Below are 23683 nucleotides of genomic sequence, written 5' to 3' on the forward strand. Positions count from 1 at the left end.
TTGGATTGCCGGACGCGCTAGGCGCGATAGACGACGGCCGCCCCGGTGAGACCAGCGCCGGCTGCTGCAAGAAGAAGGGTTTCACCCTCCCTGAGAGGCCGCGCGGCTGCATCCAGCGACAAGGTGAGCGGGATCGTTGCGGCGGAAGAGTTTCCGAACCGGTCCAGCGAGCAGACGGTCCTATCGGCCCCGATCCCGAGATTGGTCGCAACTGCCTGGAATATCCGGACATTGGCCTGGTGCGGCACAAATCGGGTGATCGCCGCAGCATCCACGGCAGCCATGTCGAGCGTCCGCTGCGAGGCGGTGCTCATCATCTCGACTGCCCGGGAGAACACCTCACGCCCGTCCCGCATCGTCATCAGATAGTCCGTGGCGGCGCGCCCCGGCGCGAAGGGCTTGTTGCTGCCGCCGGCGGCAATCGAGATCAGGTCATAGCCGCTGCCCTCGGAGCAGAGTTCAGTGCCGAGAATTCCGACGGCAGGATCGCTGGAGGGCGTCAAAACGACTGCGCCCGCCGCGTCAGCAAACAATACGCAACTGGCTCGCTCGGCCGGATTGATGCGGCGACTGAGAATATTGGCGGCAACGACAAGAACCGGCCTCCCCTGGGTGCGAACGAAAGCGTCCGCGAGTGTCAGGGCATAAAGAAAGCCGGAGCAGGCGCCGGCCAGGTCGATCGCGCCACAGTGCTCTAGTCCAAGCCTGTGTGCCACGAGTGGCGCCGTCGGTGGCAGCAGCTGATCCGGCGTGGAGGTTGCCAGGAGCATCAGGCCGACCTCGGATCGATCGATCCCGGCATTGTCGAGGGCCATGGCTCCGGCTTCGGTGGCGAGGCCGCTGAGGGTGTCGCCCTCTTCTGCCCAGTATCGGGTGCGGATCCCGGTGCGACGCTCGATCCAGCCGGTTTCGAGCCCGAGGGATTGCTCGATTTCGGCGTTTTCGACACAGCGACGGGGAACACCGTGCCCAAAGCCTGCGATGCGCGCGGAGCGGACCTTCGTCATGCTGCCGTTCCGATCAGTTCGTCCGCTGCCTCGTCTATGGCGTCATAAAGGCGATCGATTTCGGCTTCGGACACGCAATAAGGTGGCATGAGGTAGATGACGTTTCCAAGTGGGCGGATGAGCAGGTGGCGGTCGCGGAAGAAGCTGCGCAAGTGCGGTCCTATGTCGGCTAAATATCCTTCCGAGCGGACAGCCATGTCCAGCGCCGCAATGGTGCCGGTCTGGCGGACGTTCATGAAGCGCCGATCATTGGCAAAGCGTCGCAGCGCTTTCTCCTGCAGGGCAGCGAGGCGATCTATGCGCGCCTGAACCGGCTCGTTCGCCCAGATCTCCAGGTTGGCGACCGCTGCCGCGCATGCAATCGGGTTGGCAGTGTAGGAACTCGAATGGAAGAAGGTCTTGCGGCGGTCGGTGGAAACATGCGCGTCAAAGATCTCGCTTGTGCAAAGTGTGGCAGCGAGCGGCATGGCACCCCCGGTCAGTCCTTTTGATGTGCAGAGAATATCCGGACAAATACCTGCCTGATCGCAGGCAAACAGGGTGCCTGTCCTGCCCCAGCCGGTCATCACTTCGTCTGCGATGAAAAGCACATCGTGGGAGCGGGCGATCTCGCTGAGCCTGCCGAGCAAGGATGGCTCGAACATCTTCATGCCACCGGCGCCAAGTATCAGTGGCTCAATCAACAAAGCCGCGACCTTTCCGGAGCGACAAAGGCGGTGAAAGGCATCAAGCGTCTGTTGCTCCGAACCGGGCTCCGGAAAGGCAAGTCGATCGACGCCAAACAGCAGGGGCTCGTAGGCGGCATTGAAGACGCCCCTTTCGCCGACGGACATCGTTCCGATCGTGTCGCCATGATAACCGTGCTCCATGACGACGATCCGATCGCGGCGCCTGCCGGTGTTGTGGAAGAAGCCAAGCGCCATCTTCAACGCAACCTCGACCGCCGTCGACCCGCTGTCCGAATAGAAGACGTGCTCAAGCCCGGCCGGACTTACCTTGATCAGACCACGGGCGAGTTCTTCGGCAGGGGCATGCGTGTATTCGGCGAAGATGACCTGGTCATAACTGTCGGTCGCACGGCGGATCGCCTCCATGATCGTCGGATGCCGATGCCCGTGGGTGACGACCCACCATGAGGAGATCGCATCAAGAATGCGATTGCCGGCTTCGTCGATCAGATAGGCTCCCTCGGTCTCTATGACCTTTTTCATCGGCGGCTCGAGGCCGTGCTGCGTGAATGGATGCCATACAGGGGAGCGCGTCATGACTTTGAACTCCGAAAGACCGACACGTCGAAGCCGCGATGAAAGGCTGCCATCAGGCCGTCGTGGGTAAGCGGGTTGATCGGCTCCAGCCGTCCCAATTCCCGAGCACCACTCATGTGGATGATGATCCTCTGGGTTTCGGCGTTTTCCGTGCCCATAAAGGCAATGCCGAAGATGGGCACACATCGGCGCTGCAGCGCTTCCACGGATAACAGCGTATGGTTGATGGTGCCGAGCGAGGTTCTGGCGCACAGGATGACGGGTGCCTGCCAGCGAGCGAAGATATCGGCAAACAGGATTCCTGATGTCAGTGGAACGAGAACACCACCAGCGCCCTCAATGACAAGCGAATGCGGGAGCGCCGGCAGTTCAAGCGCGCCGGGTTCGATCGTCACGTGATCAAGCGCTGCTGCGTGGTGGGGGGATGCTGGTGTCTTTAGCCGGTAGGCCTCGGGGAGAATCCGTTCGGCCGGAACATTGCCCAGTCGGGCGACCGTTTCTGCGTCGGTCTCCTCGTCCAGCCCCGACTGGACAGGTTTCCAGTAGTGCCCTTTTAGTGCGCAGGTCAATGCGGCGGCGAAAACAGTCTTGCCGATGCCGGTGTCAGTGCCGGTGACGACGAAGCGCGACGTCATTGCTGCTCCTTTCGCATGACAACGGCCAGCCTCTCGAACAGCCGCGAAATTGTCTCCGGTTCGACGTTGAGGGTGATGGAGATGCGCAATCGCGCCGTGCCCTCCGCCACGGTTGGTGGGCGGATGGGTCTGACGTCGAAACCCTCGGCCCGCAAGCCTTCGGCGATCCGCACCGCGCGACGATTGTCGCCGACAAGAATTGGTTGGATCTGTGAGCCGCTGGATCGCATCCCGATCGTCCTTTCCATCTCGCGATTGGCAAGAAAGACAAGTCCGGCGAGCTTGTCGCGTCGCTCCGGTTCATCGTCGAGGATCCTCAATGCCTCCCGAACTGTCGCAGCCATCAGCGGGGATGGTGCCGTTGAATAGATGAAGTTCCGGGCGCGATTGACGAGGAAATCGCAGAGGACCGCCGGTGCAAGAACAAGCGCGCCCGACGCACCAAGCGCCTTGCCGCAGGTGTGCAGCGTTATGCAGTTTTCTGGATGCCCGATCTGCTCCGCCAGGCCGCGTCCTCCCTTTCCGAAGACCCCCGTCGCATGTGCCTCATCGATGACGAGGAAACCATCATGCTGGCTGGCAAGTTCGGCCAACTCGCCAAGCGGCGCGCGATCCCCGTCCATCGAGTAGAGACTTTCGACAGCGATCCAGGGTCGGCCGGTGCCGCCGGCTTTGCGCCATGATTGGATGGCGTCGGCGACGGCGTTGACATCGTTGTGTGAGGTCGCGATCGATGCCGCTCGGCTGGCAGAAATCCCTTCATGAGCGCTGGCGTGGATGAGCGCATCATGAACGATGATGTCCTGGTGCTGCGGCAAGGTTGAGAACAACGCCACATTGGCAGCATAACCGTTGGCGAAGTAGAGCGCCCGTGCTGCCCCGAAATACGCGGCAGCCTCCCGCTCCAGCGCCTCATGCTCGGGATGATTGCCGCGTAGCAGGCGCGAACCCCCGGCCCCCACTGCCACGCCGCGGTCCAATGCAGACCGAAGCGCATCTCCTAGCCGCTGCGATTGCGCAAGACCAAGGTAGTCGTTCGAGGCGAAGTCCGCGCCGGAAGCGGCGACAAGGCTGCGGCTCCGTCCCTTGCGATCAAGGCCAGCGAGCTTGCGCTCATAGACTGCAAGGCCCCCGGCACTCACTCTGCCCGTTCCAGCTGTTCGGCCTTCAATCCAAGTCGGCGAAAGAGAGCCGCGTCATGATCCTCGCCGGGATTGTCCGCTGTCAGCAGGGTTTCGCCCACAAAGATGGAATTGGCGCCCGCAAAGAAACAGAGCGCCTGCATCTCGTCCGACATATCCGTCCGTCCCGCAGACAGGCGAACGTGGGAAGCAGGCATCAGGATGCGTGCCAGTGCAACCGTCCGAACGAACTCGATTGGATCGATCGGCTTTGCATTGGCGAGCTTTGAACCGGGGATCGGGATCAGCATATTGATCGGGACGCTCTCCGGCGGCGCCGGAAGATTGGCAAGTGTGACAAGCATCGAGATCCGATCTTCTGCCGTCTCACCCATTCCGAGAATGCCGCCGGCGCAGACCTTGATGCCGGCCTGGCGGACATTGGCAAGGGTATCAAGGCGATCTGCAAAGGTCCGGCTTGTGATGATCTCGCTATAGAAGCGCTCCGAGGTATCGATATTGTGATTGTAATAGTCGAGGCCGGCATCCGCGAGCCTTTCCGATTGCTGCGGCGTCAGCATGCCGAGCGTCATGCAGGTCTCCATCCCGAGCGCCCGCACGCCCTCGACCATCGCGACGATCGAATCCATGTCCCGGTCCTTGGGGCTGCGCCAGGCGGCGCCCATGCAATAGCGCGTTGCACCCCCTTCCCTCGCCTTTCGCGCTTCGGAAAGTACGCGGTCGACCTCCATCAGTTTTGAGGCCTTGAGGCCGGTCGGATAATGGGCCGACTGGCTGCAATAGCCACAGTCTTCGGCGCATCCGCCGGTCTTGACGGACAGGAGGCGGCTCATCTGTACGGCATTGGGATCAAAATTGGCTCGATGGATGCCGTGGGCGCGAAAGAGAAGGTCGCTGAAAGGCAAATTATAGATAAATGTGGCGTCCGATGCGGTTAGTGGCTCCCTGTTACCGCTCTTCGCGGTTGGACAGTCGGTATGTGGCTGCATTTGACTTAAACCTTTGCGCTGCGGGATGTCGAGTCGTAGATAGAAATCAAAATTATCTATAATAATTTCATGCTGCGTTAGGCAAGTGCGTTTTTCAGTTTGTTCGCCTGAGGAAAATTAGCGATCCGGCTCTGGTGCTCCGGCATCGGCTAGCGTCTGATCCGCTGACAGGCTTCGCGTTTTCGATGCCACTCTCAGAAATCAGGCTGCATTCCAGCGTGCAGCAGGGATTGCGATCGCTCGGCCGATGCGCGTCGCTATTGCCCGAGCTCGAGCGCAGGCTACCGCCGAGCAGGAACCGCGCGTGGAGCAAGTCGCAACAAAGGCTAGCCGACGATTGCAAATCGCTCGCGAACGGCATGCTGCATTCGCCGCGACGGGCCGCCTATCCATTGCACATGCCGCTCCAGCGCGGTCACGGCATTCTCGACCTTGCCGGCGCGAAGGAATGCGAGAATGCTGCGGTGGTCCGTATCGATTCGCGGTTCCCAGTCGGTGAGCCAGGTGGCGAACAAGAATCGAGCGCTCGCCGCATGCAGGTCGTCAATGGCAGAAAGCAGACGCGGCATTTCGCAGGGTTCGAGGATGAGTTTGTGGAACCTGCGATTGGCCTCTTCCCAGGTGCGAACGTCGCGCGCATTGTCACCGTCGATCGTTGCCTGTTCGGCCTGGTCGAGACGCGAAGGCGTCAGGTGCTCTGCCGAGTGGCGCAGTGCAAGGCCCTCGAGGGCGGCGCGCATCTTGGCGACCTCCTGCACCTCCTTTAGATCGAAGGAGGCAACACGGACGCCGCGGCGCGGTTCGCTGACGGCAAGGCCTTGCGCCTCCAGACGGCGCAGGGCCTCGCGCACGGGAACGTGCGAGGATCCGAATTCCTCGGCTATGTGGTCCTGCTTCAGTTTCGAGCCGGGCGGCAAGGCGCCCGTCACGATGCGCTCCGCGAGCGCGCGACTTATGCGGCCGGCTATCGTGTCGTCGTTATGAATAGTCATATTTTAGAGATAGTTCCTGCGCTCGATGCTGTCGAGGTGCGTATCACCGACGGCTGTGGATTTGTAGGTTGACCCTGCAGCGGTTCCTGGCGGTTATGACGCCATGCGGCAATGGTTGCAAAGTTCCGGCACGAAGATCGGCAATGCCGGGCCCTGATTGTCTATCCATTCGACATCAAGGTGGTGTCATCCCTGCGGACGTTGTCGGACCATGGAAGCGGGACAATCTCTTATTCGTCGAACGCCATCTTGCAATGATTGTGCTGGATGCAGGGGCGCGCCGGACGGCCGAAGGGATCCTTGTCGGATCGCTGTGTGACGGTTGGACGCTGTCGTCAGGATCCGTTCCGCACGGCGCGTTGAAGGTTTCCTCGTCGTTGGCGGTAACAGCCGCCGGCGCAAGCTTTGCGGCCTTTGCCTGTCGTCGGCGTACACCACGCTTCGTCGGCGGGCCGTGCCGGGCGGCGATAGCATTCGGTCGTGGAGAGAAAGGCTTGGGGACGCCAGATGGCGCGCTCGTGCGTAGGATGCTGGCTTCACCATTGCGTTTGCGGAGATTTTCTTGCCGATGAGCGGGGCGCGGGCCTGCGTCATCTGAGCGCCGCGACCTGGCGGGCTGACCTTCTGTGGTCATGTCGATACTGTGATTTGCGCGTCGTGGGTGTTGCAGCTGCTGCCGCTTATGTGCAGGCGTCGCCCTTCGCGGCTGCGCGGGCGAGGCGTGAAGGCGACGGCGTTACCCACAGGCGTTCGAGCGCCGGGCAAGCATGAGGGGGCTTTTCGGGTGGCTGGCGGCAATACGGTCGGCGCCTTCGGTGACGGTGGTCGGTGCATGCAGGATGATTGACCGGTGTCCCAGGGCTGGGTCGGACATGAAGGGATCTGCGACTCGACTTGCCAAGTCTTTCGGCGCTGCCTGCCTGTCTCGCGCTCGCATTGGCCGGAAGATCGTCGGTGCGGCATCAGGAGGTGCCCTGACCATCGGCCGCTGCCAGCCTCGGAGAGTCCCTGTTCAAGCGGGGTTCCCCGCGGGGAACAATGAGTGAGATGACTTGTCGTGCCGCTATCCACCAGCGCGAGGGGAAGTCTCAGTTTGAAAGGGTTCGTTGGGCGTTGTCGCAGGGCTTTGCTGGGGGCATGAGGGGACTGCGACTGGACGTGCCAAGGCGCTCGGCGCTGGCTGCATGTCACGCGCTCGCATCGGCCGAAAGACCGTCGGGGTGCAGCATGAGGTGATACCCTGGCCATGGGGTGCAGCCAGCCTCGCAAGGTCCCGATCAAGCGGAGTTCCCCGCGGGGAACAATGAGTGAGATGACTTGTCGTGCCGCTATCCACCGGCGCGAGGGGAAGTATCAGTTCGAAAGGAATCGTTCTGCGTCGTCGTAAGGCTTGGCTGGGACATGAAGGGGTTTTCGACCGGAGTTGCCAAGTCTCTCGGCGCTGCCTGCCTGTCTCGCGCTCGCATTGGCCGGAAGATTGCAAGGACGCAGCAGCAGGAGGTGCCCTGACCATCTGCTTGCTGCCAGCCTCGCAGGGTCCCGACCATGCGGAGTTCCCCGCGGGGAACGGTGGGGGCAGATCATTTGTCCTGCCGCTGATCCACCGGCATGAGGTGCAGAATCAGTTCAAAATAGCTGCGGCGTGATTGGTGTGCCTTGGTGACAATTCCCCGAAGCTCCGGCGATTGTTGTTGACAAAGCACGGTCTTGAGCGAGATTCTGTGGGCAGGTTTCAGCATTCGCGCCGCTCGCAGGAAGCGGCGCAAGGACGTATTTTGGATGCCGCAACCGTCATTGGGGCAACTTCAGCAGCATCCTTCGGCTTTGGCTTTCCGCCCTGCAAATAGCATGTAGCGGAACCAAACAGGTCGTTGGCTGCCGTAAGTGAAAATATGTACGGCTAGTCAATGATTTAGCGGCGGCGCAACGACTGTATCAGCAGACGCTGCGGAAGCGATCAACGCATGTGGAGAGCACCTTTTCCCCCGGTCGTTTCCACCAGTTCGCTGCCGAAAAGATTTCGACTTCCTGCGCTCCATGATAACCGGCCGCCTCGATGGAGCGTCGGATCCCCTTGAGATCGATCACGCCGTCTCCCATCATGCCGCGGTCCAGCAACAGGTCCGTGGTCGGAACCAGCCAGTCGCAGATGTGGTGTGCCAGGATCCGGCCCGACGCCCCGGCTCGGGCGATTTGCTGCTCGAGTTTCGGGTCCCACCAGACATGATAGACGTCGATGGCCACACCGACGCCGTTGCCGAGCAGGTCACAAATATCGAGCGCCTGCTCAAGTGTGTTCACGCAGGCGCGGTCGGCAGCATACATCGGGTGCAGCGGTTCGATCGCAAGTGGTATGCCGGATGCGCGTGCGTGCGGAAGGATTGCGCCGATCCCGTCTGCGACCATATCGCGCGCGTGGGCGATATCCCTGGACCCCGCAGGCAGGCCGCCGACGACGAGAACGAGGCATTCGGCGTTGAGAGCAGCTGCCTCATCGATCGCCCTCTTGTTGTCGTCGATTGCTGCAGCTCGCCCCGCAGCATCCGCGGCGGGGAACATGCCACCGCGGCAAAGCCCGGTCACCTGCAGTTGGTTGTCGGCGACGATCCGGGCAGCTTCCGACAAGCCGATCGCATGCACTTGATCACGCCAGGGAGCGATCGCAACAATATCCTGCTTGAGGCAGGCCTCGACCGCCTGCTTCATGTCGTACTGCTCTCGCACCGTCGCGAGGTTGATGGAAAGGCCATTGACTGCCATTTGATATTTCCTCCCTCACCTCGCGATGCGAAGTGCATGCCGTGATTTTCAGATGCCTGCAGTCGCCAGAATTGTCTTCATCCGGCTGACGGCGAGATCCGGATCCCGCAGGACGCGGGCCTCGTCGGCAAGCCGAAACAGTTCCGCCAGATGCACCATCGAGCGCGTGCTTTGCTGGCCACCCAGCATCTGGAAGTGATTCTGGAAACCATTGAGATAGGCCAGGAAGACAACGCCCGTCTTGTAGAACCGCGTCGGTGCCTTGAAGATGTGCCGTGAAAGCGGCACGGTCGGCGCCAGGATCTCGTGGAATCCGGCGAGATCGTCTGCGCCAAGCTTCTGCAGGGCAGCGCTGGCCGCAGGCGCGATGGCATCAAAAATGCCGAGCAGGGCGTGTGAGTATCCTTTCTCGTCGCCGGCTATAAGCTCCGCGTAGTTGAAGTCATCGCCGGTATACATCTTGACCGCCGGGTCAAGCTTTCGACGCATGACGATCTCTTTCTCCGCGGAGAGGAGGGAGATCTTCACGCCGTCCACCTTGGTTGCATGGTCATTGATGATGGCGACGGCCGTTTCCATGGCCTGCATATCATCACGCGAACCCCAATAGCCGGCGAGCGCAGGATCAAACATATCGCCAAGCCAATGGATGATCACCGGCTGCCGGACCTGGCGCAAGATGCGATCATAGACACGCACGTAATCCTCGGGGTTCTTGGCGGCGGCCGCAAGCGCGCGGCTTGCCATGAGGATGATCCGGCCGCCCTGCCCTTCGACGTAGGCGACCTGCTCCTCATAAGCCTGGATGACATCATCGATGCTAACGCCAGGGCCTGGTGGCAGATGGTCGGTGCCGGCGCCATAGGCGATGAGGGCATCCGGGCGCCTGCGCGCTGCCGCTTGGACATTGGCGATGAGTTCCTTGGCGCCAGCCCAGTCGAGCCCCATGCCGCGTTGGGCAGTGTCCATCGCCTCGGCAACGCCGAGGCCGAGATCCCAAAGATACTCCCGGAATGCAACGGTGCGTTCCCAGTCGATGTTGCGGTCGAGCCATGGATCGTTGTCTGCCAATGGATCGACGACCACATGAGCGGCCGCGTAGGCGATCCGGTTGAAGGCATGGCCGCCGGCCGGGCGCTCCGGCGCGGCAAGCGGTGCGTTGGCGATGGCATAATCCTCCAGCGTGCCGCCGGAGACGGGAAGACGAAGTGACTTTGCCATGGTCGTCAGGCAACCTTGCGGACTGATGTATCGGCGAGCGAGGGAACATCCACCCAGCGGCGTTCCTTCCAGCTCTGGTGCGCCAGTTCCGCAAGCTGAACACCCTTGGCGCCCTCGCGCAGCGTGAACCTCCACGGCGCGTCTTCGACGACGTAGCGCAGGTAGTCTTCCCACTGCGCCTTGAAGCCATTGTCGAAAACCTGGGTTTCCGGAACCTCGTCCCATGTCCTGTAGAAGTCGATCGACTGCGGCTGATCGGGATTCCAGACAGGCTTCGGTGTGTTGACCCGATGCTGCGTCCAGCATTTGGTCAGACCGCAGACGGCCGAACCATGTGTCCCGTCGACCTGGAAGGTCACGAGGTCGTCACGACGCACGCGAACCGCCCAGGAGGAGTTGATGTGGGCGACGATGCCGCCCTCGAGTTCAAAAGTCGAATAGGCTGCGTCGTCGGCATCTGCCCTGTAGGTCTTGCCGTTCTCGTCGACGCGGCTCGGGATATGGGTGGACGCGTAGCAGCTGACGGCCTTGACCTCGCCGAAGAGGTTGTCCAGCACGTAGCGCCAGTGCGGCAGCATGTCGAGGATCATGCCGCCACCATCGGCCGCGCGGTAGTTCCAGGATGGACGCTGAGCCTTCACGCCCCAGTCACCCTCGAATACCCAGTAGCCGAACTCGCCGCGTACCGAGAGTATCTTGCCGAAGAAGCCGCTGTCCTTGAGCAGGGCGATCTTGCGCAGTCCCGGCAGGTAGAGCTTGTCCTGCACGACACCATTTTTGACGCCGCGCTGTTCGGCAAGCGTCGCAACGGAAAGCGCCTCCTCGAGCGTCTCCGAGATCGGCTTTTCGCAATAGACATGCTTGCCGGCCTCGATTGCCTTTTTCAGGAGCGAGACGCGCATTTGCGTCGAGCCTGCGTCAAAAAAGATCCTGTTGTTCGGATCCGCAAGGGCGCTGTCGAGATCAGTGGTCGTGCGCGTCAGGCCGTGCTTGCGGGCAATGGCCTCGATCTTGTCGGCGTTGCGTCCGACGAGGATCGGATCGGGCATCAGGCGGTCGCCGTTGGAAAGCTCAAGGCCCCCCTGCTCGCGGATCGCGAGAATGGAGCGCACCAGATGCTGGTTATAGCCCATGCGGCCGGTGATCCCATGCATGATAATGCCAAGCGAAATCGTCGCCATCTGCGTCTTCCTCCCAATAAATAACTAGTTAGTTACATAAGTGCCATGTGCTCCCCATGCTGTCAACCCGGCCCGTTGCTTTCGACCAGGAAACGGCGCAGGCGCCAGCGCCCGCAAAGTTCCTGAAGCTCGCTCTTGCTCGTTTGAACGCCTGCGCACAATCCCGGCGGACGGGTCCGACCGCCGGGATGCAATCTGCTGGATATAAATGACGGAACCGCTTATGCGGTAAGCAAGGTGATTGTTTAGAACGCTCGCAAGTCAGGCCAATGAAGGCAATTTCAGGCACCAATCTCGAACAGGCAAAATCGCACAACCGACGCGTCGTGATCGAAGCGGTCCGGACGAATGGACCGTTGTCGCGGGCGGCCCTCTCCCGGTTGACGGCGCTCAGCACGCAGACGGTATCGAACATTGTCGAAGAACTCGAACGGTCCGAGTTGCTGAAGGCAGAAGCCCCGAAAAAGGCGGCGCGTGGACAGCCGATCACGCCCTACTCGATCAATCCGGACGGTGCCTACTCCATTGGCCTGGAGCTGGAGCGGGATCGTGCGGTTGGCGTGCTGACCGATCTTTCGGGACGTGTCCGTGCCAGGATCGACAAGCCCGTCGACAGGCCGACGCCGACCGAGGCGATGCCGATCCTCGGCGGTATCGCTGACGAACTGCAACGGAACTTTCGCTTCGATCGCGCCCGCCTGCTGGGTGTCGGCATCGCAATGCCGGGGCGTTATGCGGCCGAAGGTGTGACATCGCTGAGCCCGGTGACGCTTCCCGGCTGGCAGGGTTTCCCCGTGGCCCCGGAACTTGCGCGACTTGTTGGCGTCCCAGTTCTCGTCGAGAACGACGCCACCTCTGCTGCGATCGGCGAGCGGCTCCACGGCGTGGCTCGGGGCTTGAGCAGCTTTGTCTATCTGTTTCTCGGCGGGGGTATAGGGGCCGGCATGTTTCTCGACGGCCATCTCTACAAGGGAAGCCGCAACAATGCTGGCGAAATCGGCCATATGATCGTGGTGCCGGATGGGCTGGCCTGCGTGTGTGGCAAGCGTGGTTGCCTCGACCGCTATGTCTCGCTCGGCGCGGCCTACGAATATCTCGACATTGGCGACCCCAGACAGCACGACCCTGAAACTCTTGCCGCCTTGATCGTGCAAGGGGACAGTCGGATTGATGCCTGGGCAGAGGCTGCCGCGAAGCCCATGCGTCAGACAATCGATGTTCTGGAATTGGCCTTCGATCCGCAGACGATCGTGCTTGGCGGTTCGATGCCCCCGTCACTGCTGCAGCGCCTCGCTCGTCAGCTGGATCCGTTGCATACCCCGGTCAATCCCGGGGAGGAACGAAACCTGCCGCGCATCATGATCGGTGCGACCGGCAGGGACACGGCGCTTCTGGGCGCCGCGGCACTGCCGATCTTCTCGGAAACGAACCCGCAGTTCGATGTCCTTCAAAAACCTTTGGGCTGACAACCTCACGGATAGGCGTACAGGACCGGCATCAATCCCGCGACTGCCTTGAAGCGCTCCCAGGACTTGTCCGCGGGCTTCGTCCAGGCGCTCTCGGCAAGTGCCGAGATCCGCGGAAACACCAGGCGGTCAAAGACCGCGCGATCGGTCATCGGCTCCGACCAGATGCAGGCCTGGATGCCACGCAGCTTCTTTTTCTGCTCGTCGCTCCAGCCTTCGACCGGGTCGAAATTGTAGAGCTTCTCGGGCTCCGACCACCCGGCCCAGCTGGCGCCCGGCTCGTCCCAATCGGGGCTGTTTGCCATGTCGAGATAGTAGACCTGCCCAGGGCAGACGACCATTTCGTAGCCCTGACCGGCCAGCGCCGCCGAAACTTCGACACTGCGCCAGCCGCAGAGATAGCTCTTTGCCTTGTCGATGACATTGCCATGCGCTGCCTCTTCCCACCCGCCGGTGATGCAGCCCTGCTCGGCGAGGAACTTCTGGATCCGGGCGAGGAAAATGGACTGCAGAACCGCGGCTCCCGATCCGTCTATGTCGTCGGCGCCGTGAGTATTGGTGATGACGTTGAGCCGCTTGGCATGTGCTTTAGCCACTGCATCTCCGCCAATCTCGCGCAGACGCGCCAAGGCCTCCGGCGAACCCGACCAGGCGCCGAGGGGCACTTCATCGGCGCCGATATGGATCGTCTTGAAGGGAAAGAGCTCGATCAATTCGCGGAAGATCGTTTCCAGAACCTCGTAGGTCTTCTCGCGTGCCGGGTTCAGGCAGTTGTCGGGGAAGCCCTGAACAGAATGGTAGCTCCCGGCTTCTTGCGGGTCGCGAAGTTCCGGGATTGCCTGTTGCATCGCATAGCAATGTCCAGGGACATCGATCTCCGGCACGACCTCGATGCCGAGCTCCTTGGCGTGCGCGACAATCTCGCGTACCGCCGCCTTGGTGTAGTAACCGCCGGTGCGGGCCGCGCCAGAGCCGAGAAGCGGCGGAATGGGAAGGCCATGTCCCCGCCAGGCGCCGACTTCGGTCAGGGCAGGATAGGCGTCGATCTCGATCCGCCAGGCCTCGTCGTCCGAGAGGTGCCAATGGAAGCGGTTGACCTTGTTCCAGGCGAGAATGCTGAGCAGCTTCTTGATTTCAGCCTTGCCGTAGAACTGACGGGCAACATCGAGATGAAGGCCGCGCCATCCCATGGATGGCTCGTCTCGGATCTCGCCTTCGACCGGAAAACGGAAGGCGTGCGGATAAAGGTGCGCACCACGCCAGACCTGGCCAAGCGTGATCAGGCCATAGAGCAGGCCGGTCTGTGTGCCGGCGGAAATGTGTATGATCTCGCTCGAGAAGGACACGCGATAGGCTTCTGGCGCCAGGCCCTCGACGACGTCAAGCATCACGGGCATTCCGCCTTCCGAGGCAGGACGAACGATCCCTTCGACCGCAAAGAGCTGTTCGACGAGGCCGGTAAAGGCAGCTGCCGCCGCAATGGCCGGGGGATTGCTGGCGTTGAGCGCAAAGCCGGGAGGAACCGAGCGCTTGCCAGATACCGACACCACGTCAGGCCACGGGACGATCGCGACAGGCACAGGCGGATTGACCGGCACGGGATAGATTTCTGCGCCACGCTTCAATGGGGCATTGTTGGCAAGCGAGCGGGTCGGCTCGACAGAAAGTGCAAGCGTGCCGCCGTCGGCGAACGCCACATAGGCGCCGGTTGCCCCATCCGTCCAATGCTGGAACGGCCAGCTGAGAGCGGAGATGGTCAGCGTCCAGGTCTTGCCCGCCTCAAGTTCGAAATTCTCGGGCGGAAGAAATTCGGTGAAATTTGATAGCCGGCGGCCGATCGTGCCACCCTCGATGTGAACAGCCGGATCCACCCGTCCCGGACCGCTGATGCAGAGGGTGAAGTTGGCAAGGGAATTCGATGAAAGGTTCTTGAGGTTGAGCGTGTAGGCCTGGTCTCGTTCTTCCGAAGCGGGCAGCCATGAGGTTTCGAGCCGCAGGGCGGGTTGGCGCTGTATCGACATCATCATCTCTTGATAGGGTTAGGGACTATGTTGTTCCGATTTGATCAATCAATTTGATTTAATCAGCTTGCGTTGGCGATCGTCAATCGGAAGAAAGAATTATTAAGTGCCCGGCAACGGCCCGTGTGACAGGCGCCACGAAGGGGTCGTTACACATTGCAAGTGGGTGAGATGCAGCTTGCGGTGAGTAATATCGTGATATCGGTTAGACCGGCTTTGCCGCGTCCGGATGGGCAGCCTTGAACGCCGGCAGTGCGTTGCACGCGTCGACAATGCGTGCGACGCGAGGAAACGCCGACATTTCGATACCCCAGCGACGGGCGTTGTAGACCTGCGGCACCAGGCAGAAATCCGCCATCGTCAGTGTGTCTCCAAATGTGTAGCGACCGGTCGTCGGCTCATCGAGCATCTGTTCCACCGCGTGCAGTCCGCTGCCGATGAACTTGGTCATCCACTCGGCTCGGGCGCCCTCCTCGCCAGTCAGGTGAGCGACGTGCGAGACGACACTAAGGTTGCAGATCGGATGAATATCCATCGCAACGGCATAAGACAGTGCCCTCACCCGCTGTCGCCCCACGGCGGTATCGGGCAGGAACCCGCTTTCGGGATAGGTCTCGGCAAGGTATTCGATGATGGCCAGGGATTGAGTGAGCGTGCGTCCGCCGATGCGCAAGGTGGGGACCAGACCCTGGGGATTGATTTTCAGGTAGTCAGGATCCTTGTGCGCCAAGGCAAGCAGGTCGATCGGGACGGTCTCGAAGGCAAGCCCCAGCACATGAAGCGCGATGCGGACCCGGTAGCTGGCCGAGGAGCGCCAGTAGTCGTAGAGCACGATCCCGGTCATTGCCGCTCGTCCCCGGCGTAACGTCGTACGGTCTGCTCGATCGCGCCGAAAATCGATGCACCGTGCTTGTCCTTCATCTCGATGCGAACCCTGTCGCCGAAGTGCAGGTAAGGCGTTTTGGGGCCTCCGTGCTCAATCGTCTCGATCATTCTGATCTCGGCGATGCAGGAATAGCCGTCTCCGCCTTCAACGATCGGCTTGCCGGGGCCGCCGTCACGCTTGTTGGAAACCGTGCCTGAACCGATGATCGAGCCTGCCGCCAGCGGGCGTGTTTTCGCCGCGTGCGAAACGAGCTGTCCGAAGTCGAACGTCATGTCCCTGCCGGCGTTGGCGCGGCCAAACGGAATGCCGTTCATGCTGACGAGCAATGGAAGATGGACCTTGCCGTCCTTCCAGGCGTCGCCGAGTTCGTCCACTGTTACGGCGACGGGCGAGAAAGACGACGAGGGTTTCGACTGGAAGAAGCCGAATCCCTTGGCGAGCTCATCGGGAATGAGACCGCGCAGCGACACGTCGTTCACGAGCATCACGAGCCGGATTGCTTCACGTGCCTGCCGAGACGTTGCGCCCATCGCGACGTCATCGACGATAACGGCAACCTCGCCTTCCATATCGATGCCGAAACGTTCATCGGCGGCAAGGATCGGGTCGCAAGGGGCGAGAAAGCTGTCGGAGCCGCCTTGGTACATCAGGGGATCGGTCCAGAATGTCGTCGGCATGTCGGCATTCCGGGCCCTTCGCACCAGCTCGACATGGTTGACGTAGGCCGATCCGTCCGCCCACTGGTAGGCTCGTGGCAGTGGGGAATGCACATGGCGCGGATCAAAGGGCTCGGATGGCACTGAGCCGGCTTCGAGGCTTTCGGCGAGGCGGGTAAGTTTTGGCGCGGTTGCCGGCCAGTCGTCCAGCGCTGCCTGTAGGGTGCGGGCGACCTCGCCCGCATCGGCATACTGTGTCAGGTCACGGGTGACGACGATCAGCCGGCCGTCGCGCGAACCGTCTTTGAGCGTGGCAAGTTTCATGTGATCCTCCGCGTTCGAGCCTACTTGATGCCAGGCGTCCCATCGAAGCGGCGCTCCAGACCATCCCAGCAATCAATATAGTCATCCTGCAGCGTCTCCAGTTCTGCGGCGTATCTTGTCAATTGCTGCGGGAAGCGCGTCTCGAACATGAACGCCATCGTGTGATCGAGCTTGACCGGCTTCAGCTCGGAGTTGGACGCTTTTTCGAAGCCGGAGGCATCCGGCCCATGTGGCAGCATCATGTTGTGCAGGCTCATCCCGCCTGGGACGAAGCCCTTTTCCTTGGCGTCGTATTGTCCATGGATCAGCCCCATGAACTCGCTCATGATGTTGCGGTGATACCAGGGCGGCCGGAACGTGTGCTCGGCAACGAGCCAGCGGGGCGGAAAGATCACGAAGTCGACATTTGCCGTCCCTTCTTCGCCACTCGGCGCTGTCAGGACCGTGAAAATCGACGGGTCCGGGTGATCGAAGAGAATGGCCCCGACCGGGGAGAAAGTCCTTAGGTCATATTTGAACGGGATGTAGTTTCCGTGCCAGGCGACGACGTCGAGCGGCGAGTGATCGATCTCGGTCACATAGAACTTGCCGCACCATTTCACATGCACGCGGCACGCTGTCTCCTTGTCCTCGAAGGCGGCGACCGGCGTCTTGAAGTCGCGGGCGTTCGCCAGGCAGTTGGCGCCGATCGGCCCACGATCCGGCATGGTGAACTTCGCTCCGTAGTTTTCGCAGATGTAGCCGCGCCACTCGGGCCCGTCGCCGAGACGCGAAACCTTGAACATCATCCCACGGGGGATGAGGCAGATTTCCGCCGGTTCGAGCTCCATGACGCCCATCTCGGTGAAGACGCTGATGGCGCCGAGTTGCGGAACAATGAGCAGTTCCCCGTCGGCATTGAAGAAATAGTCATCCACCATGTCAGCATTGAAGGCATAGGCATGCGCGGCCATCCCGACCTGGGTCATGACGTCGCCGGCTGCCGTCATCGTTCGGATTCCGGCAAGAAAGTCGGCGCTTACCATTGGCGCCGGGATCGGATCCCAGCGCAATTGACCAAGTGGCAGCGAGTGATCGTCTAGACATGGCGCCGATTTCCAGAAGGGGTAGCTCGCATTGGCGAAGCGGCGCGTGTGGCGAACGCTTGGCCTGATGCGATAGAGCCAGGAACGCTCGTTTGTTCCTCTCGGGGCCGTGAATGGCGAGCCGGACAGCTGCTCGGCATAAAGGCCATAGCTGCATTTTTGCGGGCTGTTCTGGCCCTGCGGCAATGCCCCTGGCAGCGCCTCCGTCTCGAAGTCGTTGCCGAACCCCGGCATGTAGGCCAGCTTGCTGGTCCCCGCCCGCGCACGGGAACCTGGTGCCTCGGTGGTGTCCATGCTTGCGTCTCCTCCATCTATATAGTTACAAACGTAACCGTCGATTTTGTAACTATCAAGGAGCAGCCATGGAGAGTGGATTCGAGCTCGACGGCTTCATTCCCTACCGGCTCAATCGGGCGTCGGAGCTCATCAGCCTGTCATTTGCGCGCCAGTACAAAGAGGAGTTCGATCTGACCCGGCCCGAATGGCGCACGCTTGCCGCACTCGGCAGTGTCGGCGTGATGACGGCAAAGGACATCGGCGCCCATTCACACATGCACAAGACCAAGGTGAGCCGGGCCGTCCATGCGCTTGAGCAGCGCCACTGGCTGAAGAGGATTCAAAGCTATACCGACAGACGTTTCGAGCAGATCGAACTGACGGCGCTCGGACGCGAATACTACCGCAAGATCACAGTCCTTGCGCACAAGTACCAGGAGACGGTGCACCTGAAGCTTGGCGAAGAGGCGATCCGCCACCTCGACCTCGCGCTTTCGGCGATCGAGGCTTCCGCAGGACTGCGGCGGAAATCGAAATGAACCTATGAACCGCTGAGCGGGTAGCCTTCGAAGTGCTTCAACGTGTTGAGCACGATCGAGGTTTTCACGTGCTGAACGGATTCGTGCGGCAACAGAACGTCGTTGACGAACCGCGAAAGGCCGGCCAGGCCGCGCGTCGCGACTTTCAGGTGATAGTCCATCTCGCCCGTCAGCGCATAGGCCTCCAGGACCTCCGGCAGGCCGTTGACCAATTGCTGAAAGCGGCGGGCATTGTCGCGATTATGGGTTGCCAGCGTGACCGAGATGACGACCAGCAGATTGAGCCCCAGCCTGTCCGGATCGAGATGTGCCTGATAGCCGCGAATGAAGCCCTCTGCCTCCAACCGCGTTCGTCGTCGCGAGCATTGGGAGGCCGACAGGCTGATGCGTTCGGACAGTTCGATGTTGGTCAACCGCCCGTCTCTTTGAAGTTCGGCGAGGATCTTCAGATCAAAACCATCCAACTGCTCAGACATTGTACGATTGTCCCACCATATGCATGTTCCGTGCGGATATTTCGCTACAAGCCTCCACAATGCAAGCACATTGCATGGTTCTAGGTCCATAATTTGCATCCAACTGGCTAAGCCTCAGGAGGAACAAATGGGCCCCTATCCGCACGACGCACCGCCGTCTCAGATCACCGTCGACAATCCTGCCGGCACGGACGGGTTCGAGTTTGTCGAATTCGCACATCCGGCCCCCGAGAAGCTGGCGGAACTGTTCGACCGAATGGGGTATCGCGCCGTCGCCAAGCACAAGAGCCGGAACATCACGGTCTGGCGTCAGGGCGACATCAACTACATCGTCAATGCCGAGCCGGGCAGCCATGCCATGCGCTTCGTCGAGGATCATGGGCCCTGCGCGCCGTCGATGGCGTGGCGTGTCGTCGATGCCAGGCATGCCTTCGACCATGCCGTTGCCAGGGGCGCGACACCCTATGAGGGCAAGGACAAGACCCTCGACGTGCCAGCGATCGTCGGCATCGGCGGCTCGCTTCTCTACTTCGTGGAGCGCTACGGTGCGAAAGGCTCGGCTTACGATCTCGAATTCGACTGGATCGGCGAGCGTGATCCGCGGCCCAAGGGCGTCGGCTTCTTCTATCTCGACCACCTGACCCATAACGTCTATCGCGGCAACATGGACAAGTGGTGGGACTTCTATCGCGAACTCTTCAACTTCAAGCAGATCCACTTCTTCAATATTGACGGCCGGATCACGGGGTTGATGAGCCGTGCAATCACCTCTCCCTGTGGCAAGATCCGTATTCCTCTGAATGAATCGAAGGACGAGACCAGCCAGATCGAGGAGTATTTGAAGAAGTACAGAGGCGAAGGCATCCAGCACATTGCCGTCGGAACCGACGCCATCTACGAGGCGACCGACAAGCTTGCCGAAAACGGCCTGCGCTTCATGCCGGGTCCTCCGGAGACCTACTACGATATGTCACGCGGGCGCGTTCATGGACATGACGAGCCGATCGAAAGAATGGCCAGGCATGGCATCCTGATCGACGGCGAAGGCGTGCTCGACGGCGGCAGGACGAAGATCCTGCTGCAGATCTTCTCGAAGACGGTGATTGGTCCGATCTTTTTCGAGTTTATCCAGCGCAAGGGCGACGAAGGTTTCGGAGAAGGCAATTTCCGGGCACTTTTCGAATCGATCGAAGCCGACCAGATACGCCGCGGTGTCATCAAGCCGGCTGCCGCCTAGCGGAAATGAACCGCGAACTAGTGGCCGTCCGGGGCAACAGCCTCCGGCGGCACTGTTTCCAGCAGGTTCTTGCGATGGAAGATGAACAGGCCGGCGACGACGATGATCGTGCCGCCTGAAATCACATAGAGATCCGGAACGTCGCCGAAGAACAGATATCCGAGCGCAATCGCCCAGATCAGAAGGCTGTATTGCAGCGGCGCCAGCAGGGATGCCGGGGCGAGCTTCAGCGAACGCGTGATCAGGAGGTGCGCACAGGACGCAACGACACCGAGGGCGAGCATGCCGGTGAGCTCGACCGGAGTAGTTGGCTGCCAGGCGCCGATGGAAAGCACCGCGCCGACGACGAGTGCGGCGACCATCTGCCAGGTAACAAGGGTCGTGTCACTGGTGCTGCGGAGGTATCGGTTGAGCACCAGGGCCATTGAAAAGGACAGGCTGCCGACAATGCCGAAAAGCGAGGGCAGCGACAGCATCGCCGAGGACGGACGCAGTGCGATCACCACGCCGCAGAAGCCGACGAAGACCGCAAGCCAACGGCGCCAGCCAATCCGTTCGTTGAGGAAGAAATGCGAGAGAGCGGCGACATAGATCGGTCCGGCCATGTAGAAGGTCATGACGTCAGCGAGCGGCAGGTAGGCGACGGCAGCGTAAAACAGGCCGACATCGACTGTTGCGAAGAGCACGCGAAGAAACTGCAGCCCCTTCTGCTCTACCCTGAACAGTTGGGCTGGGCCCTGCCTGGCAATCAGGGGTCCCAGGATGATGAAGCATCCGAACGAGCGGATCAGCAACACCTGGCCGACAGAGAAGCTTGTCACGAGCCACTTGCCCATCGCGTCATTGAGCGCGAAGAGAAAGTCCCCGAGAAGCATCAGAACAACGCCCAATAGCACGAAGTTCTTGAGGCCCGTCGCGGTAGGCTGCGGTTGCATGTCGGAATTCCTGTTGCCGGTCGCCGCATCGCCGCGGCAGCCGGGGGCCTCGCGCATATCAGCGGGAGTGTCAAGCCACGGCGGAGGGCTATTCGGTCTTGCCCCGCAGCATTTCGATGATCGCAGAGAAATCGCGCGCGCCATTCCCCTGCTTCTCAAAAAGCGCATAGAGCTGGGAAGCTTCGGCGCCGAGCGGCGTCGAGGCGCCGGTCGACAGTGCCGCCTCCTGCGACAGGCGCAGGTCCTTCAGCATCAGTGCGGCCGCAAAACCAGGCTTGTAGTCATTGTTCGCGGGCGATGTCGGAACCGGTCCCGGGACAGGGCAATAGGTGCTGATCGACCAGCATTGTCCCGACGAAGTCGAGGCGACGTCGAACAGCGCCTGATGCGAAAGACCGAGCTTTTCGCCAAGCGCGAAAGCTTCGCAGACGCCGATCATCGAGATGCCAAGGATCATGTTGTTGCAAATCTTCGCCGCCTGCCCTGCGCCCGCGTCCCCGCAATGGACGATTTTCCTGCCCATGGCTTCCAGGACCGGCTTTGCCTTCGCGAACGCCTCGTCCGATCCACCGGCCATGAAGGTCAGTGTGCCAGAAGCTGCCCCGCCCGTGCCGCCGGAAACAGGCGCATCGAGGGAAAGGCAACCGGCATTGCTTGCCATGGCGTGCGCCTGGCGGGCGCTGTCGACGTCAATCGTGGAACTATCGATGACAAGCGTCCCGGCGGCAATGGAGCGAAGAATGTCCGTCCAGGCGCTAAGCACATGCTTGCCCTGCGGCAGCATCGTCACGACGATTTCGGCGTCCGAAACCGCCTGGCTGATATGGCTTGCCGCCTTCACGCCGTGCTCTTCCGCAGCCTGCAGGACGGGGGCCGCGAGGTCAAAACCGGTGACTTCATGACCAGCCTTGACGAGGTTGGCGGCCATCGGCCCGCCCATGTTGCCAAGCCCGATAAATGCAATCCGTGCCATGCCGTCCTCCTATCTGTTGTCCGCCAGGATCATCGCAGCTGCCTTTTCGGCAATCATGATCGTCGGCGAATTGGTATTGCCCGACGTGATGGCCGGCATCACGGAGGCGTCTGCAATCCGGAGCTTCGCCAACGCCCGGAACCTGAGGCGAGGGTCGACGACACTTTCGCGATCGGAACCCATCCGGCATGTTCCGACAGGGTGGAAAATCGTCGTGCCAATATCCCCGGCTGCCTGCGCCAGTTCCGCGTCCCTTTGGTAATTCGGGCCAGGCCTGAACTCCTCGGGCCGGAACCGCGCAAAGGACGGCTGCGCGACGATCTTCCGTGTCATGCGTATCGCGCGAATAGCTATGTCGCGATCTCGTTCGGTCGAGAGATAGTTCGGACTGATCGTCGGCTGGAGAGCAAAATCCGGGCTCGCCACATGCACCGAACCGCGGCTTTCGGGTCTGAGGTTACAGACGCTCGCGGTGATGGCAGGAAAAGGGTGAACTGGATCGCCGAACTTGTCGAGCGACACCGGCTGCACATGGTATTGAAGGTCCGGTGTCTCCTTGTCGGGGCCGGAGCGGGTGAAGATGCCAAGCTGGCTTGGCGCCATTGCCATCGGCCCGGAACGTCTGATCAGATATTCCAGGCCGATCTGAGCCTTGCCGATGAACCTTGTTGCCTTCTCATTCAGCGTCGCAACGCCGGTGACCTTGTAGACCATACGAAGCTGCAGGTGGTCCTGAAGGTTCTCGCCGATGCCTTTTACCTCGGCAATGACCTCCACGCCCGCGCGTTTCAGCACCTCGCCTTGGCCCAGACCGGACAGCTCCAGGATGTGTGGCGAACCGATCGCGCCCGCCGAAAGGATCGTTTCCCTCGTCGCGTAGGCGCGCTTCGTAGTGCCCGCATGCTGATAATCGACGCCCGTGACAGCGCCCTCCTCGATGACAAGCCGGCGCACCTGCGCCTTCGTCAGAACCGTCAGATTGCCTCGCCGCATGGCCGGGCGCAGGAAGGCCTTGGTCGTATTCCAGCGAATGCCGGACCGCTGGTTGACGTCGAAGTAGCCTGATCCCTCGTTGTCGCCGGTGTTGAAGTCGGGCGTTTCCGGAATGCCGGCCTCCCTGGCGGCGGCCTGGAACGCATCGAGTACCGCCCAGCGAACGCGGGCTTTTTCCACCCGCCACTCGCCGCCTGTTCCATGCATCTCGGTCTCGCCGCGATAGTAGTCCTCCGATTTGCGGAAGAACGGAAGCACGTCGTCCCAGCTCCAGCCCGAGCATCCCATCTGCCGCCAGAGATCATAGTCGCGTGCCTGGCCGCGCATGTAGATCATGCCGTTTATCGAGGATGAGCCGCCGAGCACCTTGCCGCGCGGATAATTGAGGGCGCGCCCGTTCAATCCCTGCTGCGGAACCGTGGTGAAGCACCAATCGGTGCGCGGGTTGTTGATGCAATAGAGATAGCCGACAGGAATATGGATCCAGTGGTAATTGTCGTTGCCACCGGCCTCCAGCAGCAGAACGCGCGTGTTGTGATCTTCGGACAGCCGGTTGGCGAGAACGCAGCCGGCGCTGCCGGCACCAATGATGATGTAGTCGAAGCGATCCATGCAAATACCACC

22 protein-coding genes are annotated in these 23683 nt (G+C 61.2%); 3 read left to right on the forward strand and 19 right to left on the reverse strand.

The features are described 5' to 3' along the window. Window positions 1-17: 17 nt before the first annotated feature. The 11 genes from AS026_RS09130 to AS026_RS09170 form a co-directional block, all read right to left on the reverse strand. A complete protein-coding gene (locus AS026_RS09130; RefSeq protein WP_062369469.1) occupies window positions 18-1007 on the reverse strand; it encodes a beta-ketoacyl-ACP synthase III in 990 nt (329 codons plus the stop codon). Then, a complete protein-coding gene (locus tag AS026_RS09135; RefSeq protein ID WP_062369470.1) occupies window positions 1004-2272 on the reverse strand; it encodes an adenosylmethionine--8-amino-7-oxononanoate transaminase in 1269 nt (422 codons plus the stop codon). The genes AS026_RS09130 and AS026_RS09135 overlap by 4 nt, the downstream gene beginning before the upstream one ends. Further along, entirely contained in the window at window positions 2269-2907 is a 639-nt protein-coding gene (bioD, locus tag AS026_RS09140) for a dethiobiotin synthase (RefSeq protein ID WP_062369471.1), read from the reverse strand. The genes AS026_RS09135 and bioD overlap by 4 nt, the downstream gene beginning before the upstream one ends. Next, the gene (locus AS026_RS09145) at window positions 2904-4049 is read right to left on the reverse strand and encodes an 8-amino-7-oxononanoate synthase (RefSeq protein WP_062369472.1); all 1146 of its coding nucleotides are present in this window, start codon (window positions 4047-4049) and stop codon (window positions 2904-2906) included. Before AS026_RS09145 ends, bioD begins: the two co-directional genes overlap by 4 nt. Then, window positions 4046-5038, reverse strand: a complete 993-nt coding sequence (gene bioB / locus AS026_RS09150; RefSeq protein WP_062369473.1) for a biotin synthase BioB — start codon at window positions 5036-5038, stop codon at window positions 4046-4048. Before bioB ends, AS026_RS09145 begins: the two co-directional genes overlap by 4 nt. Before the next feature lie 326 nt (window positions 5039-5364). Beyond that, on the reverse strand, window positions 5365-6030 hold the full coding sequence (locus tag AS026_RS09155) for a GntR family transcriptional regulator (protein ID WP_062369474.1): 666 nt from the start codon (window positions 6028-6030) through the stop codon (window positions 5365-5367). 736 nt (window positions 6031-6766) lie between these two features. Beyond that, entirely contained in the window at window positions 6767-6904 is a 138-nt protein-coding gene (locus AS026_RS41985; protein ID WP_160330098.1) for a hypothetical protein, read from the reverse strand. A 706-nt stretch (window positions 6905-7610) separates the two neighbouring features. Continuing rightward, window positions 7611-7769: a hypothetical protein gene (locus AS026_RS41990; RefSeq protein WP_160330099.1), complete on the reverse strand. Its 159-nt coding sequence runs from the start codon at window positions 7767-7769 to the stop codon at window positions 7611-7613. Between the two features lie 196 nt (window positions 7770-7965). Then, window positions 7966-8790: a sugar phosphate isomerase/epimerase family protein gene (locus AS026_RS09160; RefSeq protein ID WP_062369475.1), complete on the reverse strand. Its 825-nt coding sequence runs from the start codon at window positions 8788-8790 to the stop codon at window positions 7966-7968. Window positions 8791-8838: 48 nt separating this feature from the next. Continuing rightward, window positions 8839-10011, reverse strand: coding sequence for a dihydrodipicolinate synthase family protein (locus tag AS026_RS09165; protein ID WP_062369476.1), 1173 nt, complete (start codon window positions 10009-10011; stop codon window positions 8839-8841). 5 nt (window positions 10012-10016) lie between these two features. Next, window positions 10017-11192 carry a Gfo/Idh/MocA family protein gene (locus AS026_RS09170; RefSeq protein ID WP_062369477.1) on the reverse strand — a complete coding sequence of 392 codons (1176 nt, stop codon included), beginning with the start codon at window positions 11190-11192 and terminating at the stop codon, window positions 10017-10019. Window positions 11193-11461: 269 nt separating this feature from the next. Between AS026_RS09170 and AS026_RS09175 the strand changes: the two genes are divergently transcribed. Beyond that, complete coding sequence (locus tag AS026_RS09175; RefSeq protein ID WP_062369478.1) at window positions 11462-12658, forward strand: ROK family transcriptional regulator; 1197 nt, start codon at window positions 11462-11464, stop codon at window positions 12656-12658. 5 nt (window positions 12659-12663) lie between these two features. Here AS026_RS09175 and AS026_RS09180 read toward each other — a convergent pair whose 3' ends face one another. From AS026_RS09180 to hmgA, 4 genes are all read right to left on the reverse strand, one after another. Then, window positions 12664-14685 (reverse strand): beta-N-acetylhexosaminidase, encoded by a 2022-nt coding sequence (locus AS026_RS09180; protein ID WP_205634458.1) that lies wholly within the window; start codon window positions 14683-14685, stop codon window positions 12664-12666. 199 nt (window positions 14686-14884) lie between these two features. Then, window positions 14885-15523 (reverse strand): maleylacetoacetate isomerase, encoded by a 639-nt coding sequence (gene maiA, locus AS026_RS09185; RefSeq protein WP_062369479.1) that lies wholly within the window; start codon window positions 15521-15523, stop codon window positions 14885-14887. Then, entirely contained in the window at window positions 15520-16545 is a 1026-nt protein-coding gene (locus AS026_RS09190) for a fumarylacetoacetate hydrolase family protein (protein WP_062369480.1), read from the reverse strand. The genes maiA and AS026_RS09190 overlap by 4 nt, the downstream gene beginning before the upstream one ends. 20 nt (window positions 16546-16565) lie before the next feature. Then, complete coding sequence (gene hmgA, locus AS026_RS09195) at window positions 16566-17924, reverse strand: homogentisate 1,2-dioxygenase (protein ID WP_062369481.1); 1359 nt, start codon at window positions 17922-17924, stop codon at window positions 16566-16568. Window positions 17925-17992: 68 nt separating this feature from the next. Here hmgA and AS026_RS09200 point away from each other — a divergent pair, with 68 nt between their 5' ends. Next, complete coding sequence (locus AS026_RS09200; protein ID WP_062369482.1) at window positions 17993-18445, forward strand: MarR family winged helix-turn-helix transcriptional regulator; 453 nt, start codon at window positions 17993-17995, stop codon at window positions 18443-18445. Between the two features lie 2 nt (window positions 18446-18447). Here the strand turns inward: AS026_RS09200 and AS026_RS09205 are convergent, their stop codons facing one another. Next, window positions 18448-18921 carry an Lrp/AsnC family transcriptional regulator gene (locus AS026_RS09205; RefSeq protein WP_062369483.1) on the reverse strand — a complete coding sequence of 158 codons (474 nt, stop codon included), beginning with the start codon at window positions 18919-18921 and terminating at the stop codon, window positions 18448-18450. Between the two features lie 127 nt (window positions 18922-19048). On the opposite strand from AS026_RS09205, the gene hppD reads away from it, so the two are divergent. Next, window positions 19049-20158 (forward strand): 4-hydroxyphenylpyruvate dioxygenase, encoded by a 1110-nt coding sequence (hppD, locus tag AS026_RS09210; RefSeq protein WP_062369484.1) that lies wholly within the window; start codon window positions 19049-19051, stop codon window positions 20156-20158. Between the two features lie 17 nt (window positions 20159-20175). Here the strand turns inward: hppD and AS026_RS09215 are convergent, their stop codons facing one another. The 3 genes from AS026_RS09215 to AS026_RS09225 form a co-directional block, all read right to left on the reverse strand. After that, the gene (locus AS026_RS09215; protein WP_062369537.1) at window positions 20176-21093 is read right to left on the reverse strand and encodes a DMT family transporter; all 918 of its coding nucleotides are present in this window, start codon (window positions 21091-21093) and stop codon (window positions 20176-20178) included. Between the two features lie 88 nt (window positions 21094-21181). Continuing rightward, window positions 21182-22066, reverse strand: a complete 885-nt coding sequence (mmsB, locus tag AS026_RS09220; protein ID WP_062369485.1) for a 3-hydroxyisobutyrate dehydrogenase — start codon at window positions 22064-22066, stop codon at window positions 21182-21184. Window positions 22067-22075: 9 nt separating this feature from the next. Continuing rightward, entirely contained in the window at window positions 22076-23671 is a 1596-nt protein-coding gene (locus tag AS026_RS09225) for a GMC family oxidoreductase (protein WP_062369486.1), read from the reverse strand. Window positions 23672-23683 lie beyond the last annotated feature (12 nt).

This window comes from Rhizobium altiplani (genome assembly GCF_001542405.1).
GTDB lineage: Bacteria > Pseudomonadota > Alphaproteobacteria > Rhizobiales > Rhizobiaceae > Rhizobium > Rhizobium altiplani.

Bases quoted from the DNA above. Each gene is read 5' to 3' on its own strand.
- hppD (WP_062369484.1), top strand. From the start codon at position 19,049: ATGGGCCCCTATCCGCACGACGCACCGCCGTCTCAGATCACCGTCGAC.
- AS026_RS41990 (WP_160330099.1), bottom strand. From the start codon at position 7,769: ATGCTGAAACCTGCCCACAGAATCTCGCTCAAGACCGTGCTTTGTCAA.
- AS026_RS09155 (WP_062369474.1), bottom strand. From the start codon at position 6,030: ATGACTATTCATAACGACGACACGATAGCCGGCCGCATAAGTCGCGCG.
- AS026_RS41985 (WP_160330098.1), bottom strand. From the start codon at position 6,904: ATGTCCGACCCAGCCCTGGGACACCGGTCAATCATCCTGCATGCACCG.
- AS026_RS09200 (WP_062369482.1), top strand. From the start codon at position 17,993: ATGGAGAGTGGATTCGAGCTCGACGGCTTCATTCCCTACCGGCTCAAT.
- AS026_RS09170 (WP_062369477.1), bottom strand. From the start codon at position 11,192: ATGGCGACGATTTCGCTTGGCATTATCATGCATGGGATCACCGGCCGC.
- AS026_RS09215 (WP_062369537.1), bottom strand. From the start codon at position 21,093: ATGCAACCGCAGCCTACCGCGACGGGCCTCAAGAACTTCGTGCTATTG.
- AS026_RS09180 (WP_205634458.1), bottom strand. From the start codon at position 14,685: ATGATGATGTCGATACAGCGCCAACCCGCCCTGCGGCTCGAAACCTCA.
- mmsB (WP_062369485.1), bottom strand. From the start codon at position 22,066: ATGGCACGGATTGCATTTATCGGGCTTGGCAACATGGGCGGGCCGATG.
- bioD (WP_062369471.1), bottom strand. From the start codon at position 2,907: ATGACGTCGCGCTTCGTCGTCACCGGCACTGACACCGGCATCGGCAAG.
- AS026_RS09165 (WP_062369476.1), bottom strand. From the start codon at position 10,011: ATGGCAAAGTCACTTCGTCTTCCCGTCTCCGGCGGCACGCTGGAGGAT.
- AS026_RS09175 (WP_062369478.1), top strand. From the start codon at position 11,462: ATGAAGGCAATTTCAGGCACCAATCTCGAACAGGCAAAATCGCACAAC.
- AS026_RS09225 (WP_062369486.1), bottom strand. From the start codon at position 23,671: ATGGATCGCTTCGACTACATCATCATTGGTGCCGGCAGCGCCGGCTGC.
- AS026_RS09205 (WP_062369483.1), bottom strand. From the start codon at position 18,921: ATGTCTGAGCAGTTGGATGGTTTTGATCTGAAGATCCTCGCCGAACTT.
- maiA (WP_062369479.1), bottom strand. From the start codon at position 15,523: ATGACCGGGATCGTGCTCTACGACTACTGGCGCTCCTCGGCCAGCTAC.
- AS026_RS09135 (WP_062369470.1), bottom strand. From the start codon at position 2,272: ATGACGCGCTCCCCTGTATGGCATCCATTCACGCAGCACGGCCTCGAG.
- AS026_RS09130 (WP_062369469.1), bottom strand. From the start codon at position 1,007: ATGACGAAGGTCCGCTCCGCGCGCATCGCAGGCTTTGGGCACGGTGTT.
- hmgA (WP_062369481.1), bottom strand. From the start codon at position 17,924: ATGGACACCACCGAGGCACCAGGTTCCCGTGCGCGGGCGGGGACCAGC.
- AS026_RS09190 (WP_062369480.1), bottom strand. From the start codon at position 16,545: ATGAAACTTGCCACGCTCAAAGACGGTTCGCGCGACGGCCGGCTGATC.
- AS026_RS09160 (WP_062369475.1), bottom strand. From the start codon at position 8,790: ATGGCAGTCAATGGCCTTTCCATCAACCTCGCGACGGTGCGAGAGCAG.
- bioB (WP_062369473.1), bottom strand. From the start codon at position 5,038: ATGCAGCCACATACCGACTGTCCAACCGCGAAGAGCGGTAACAGGGAG.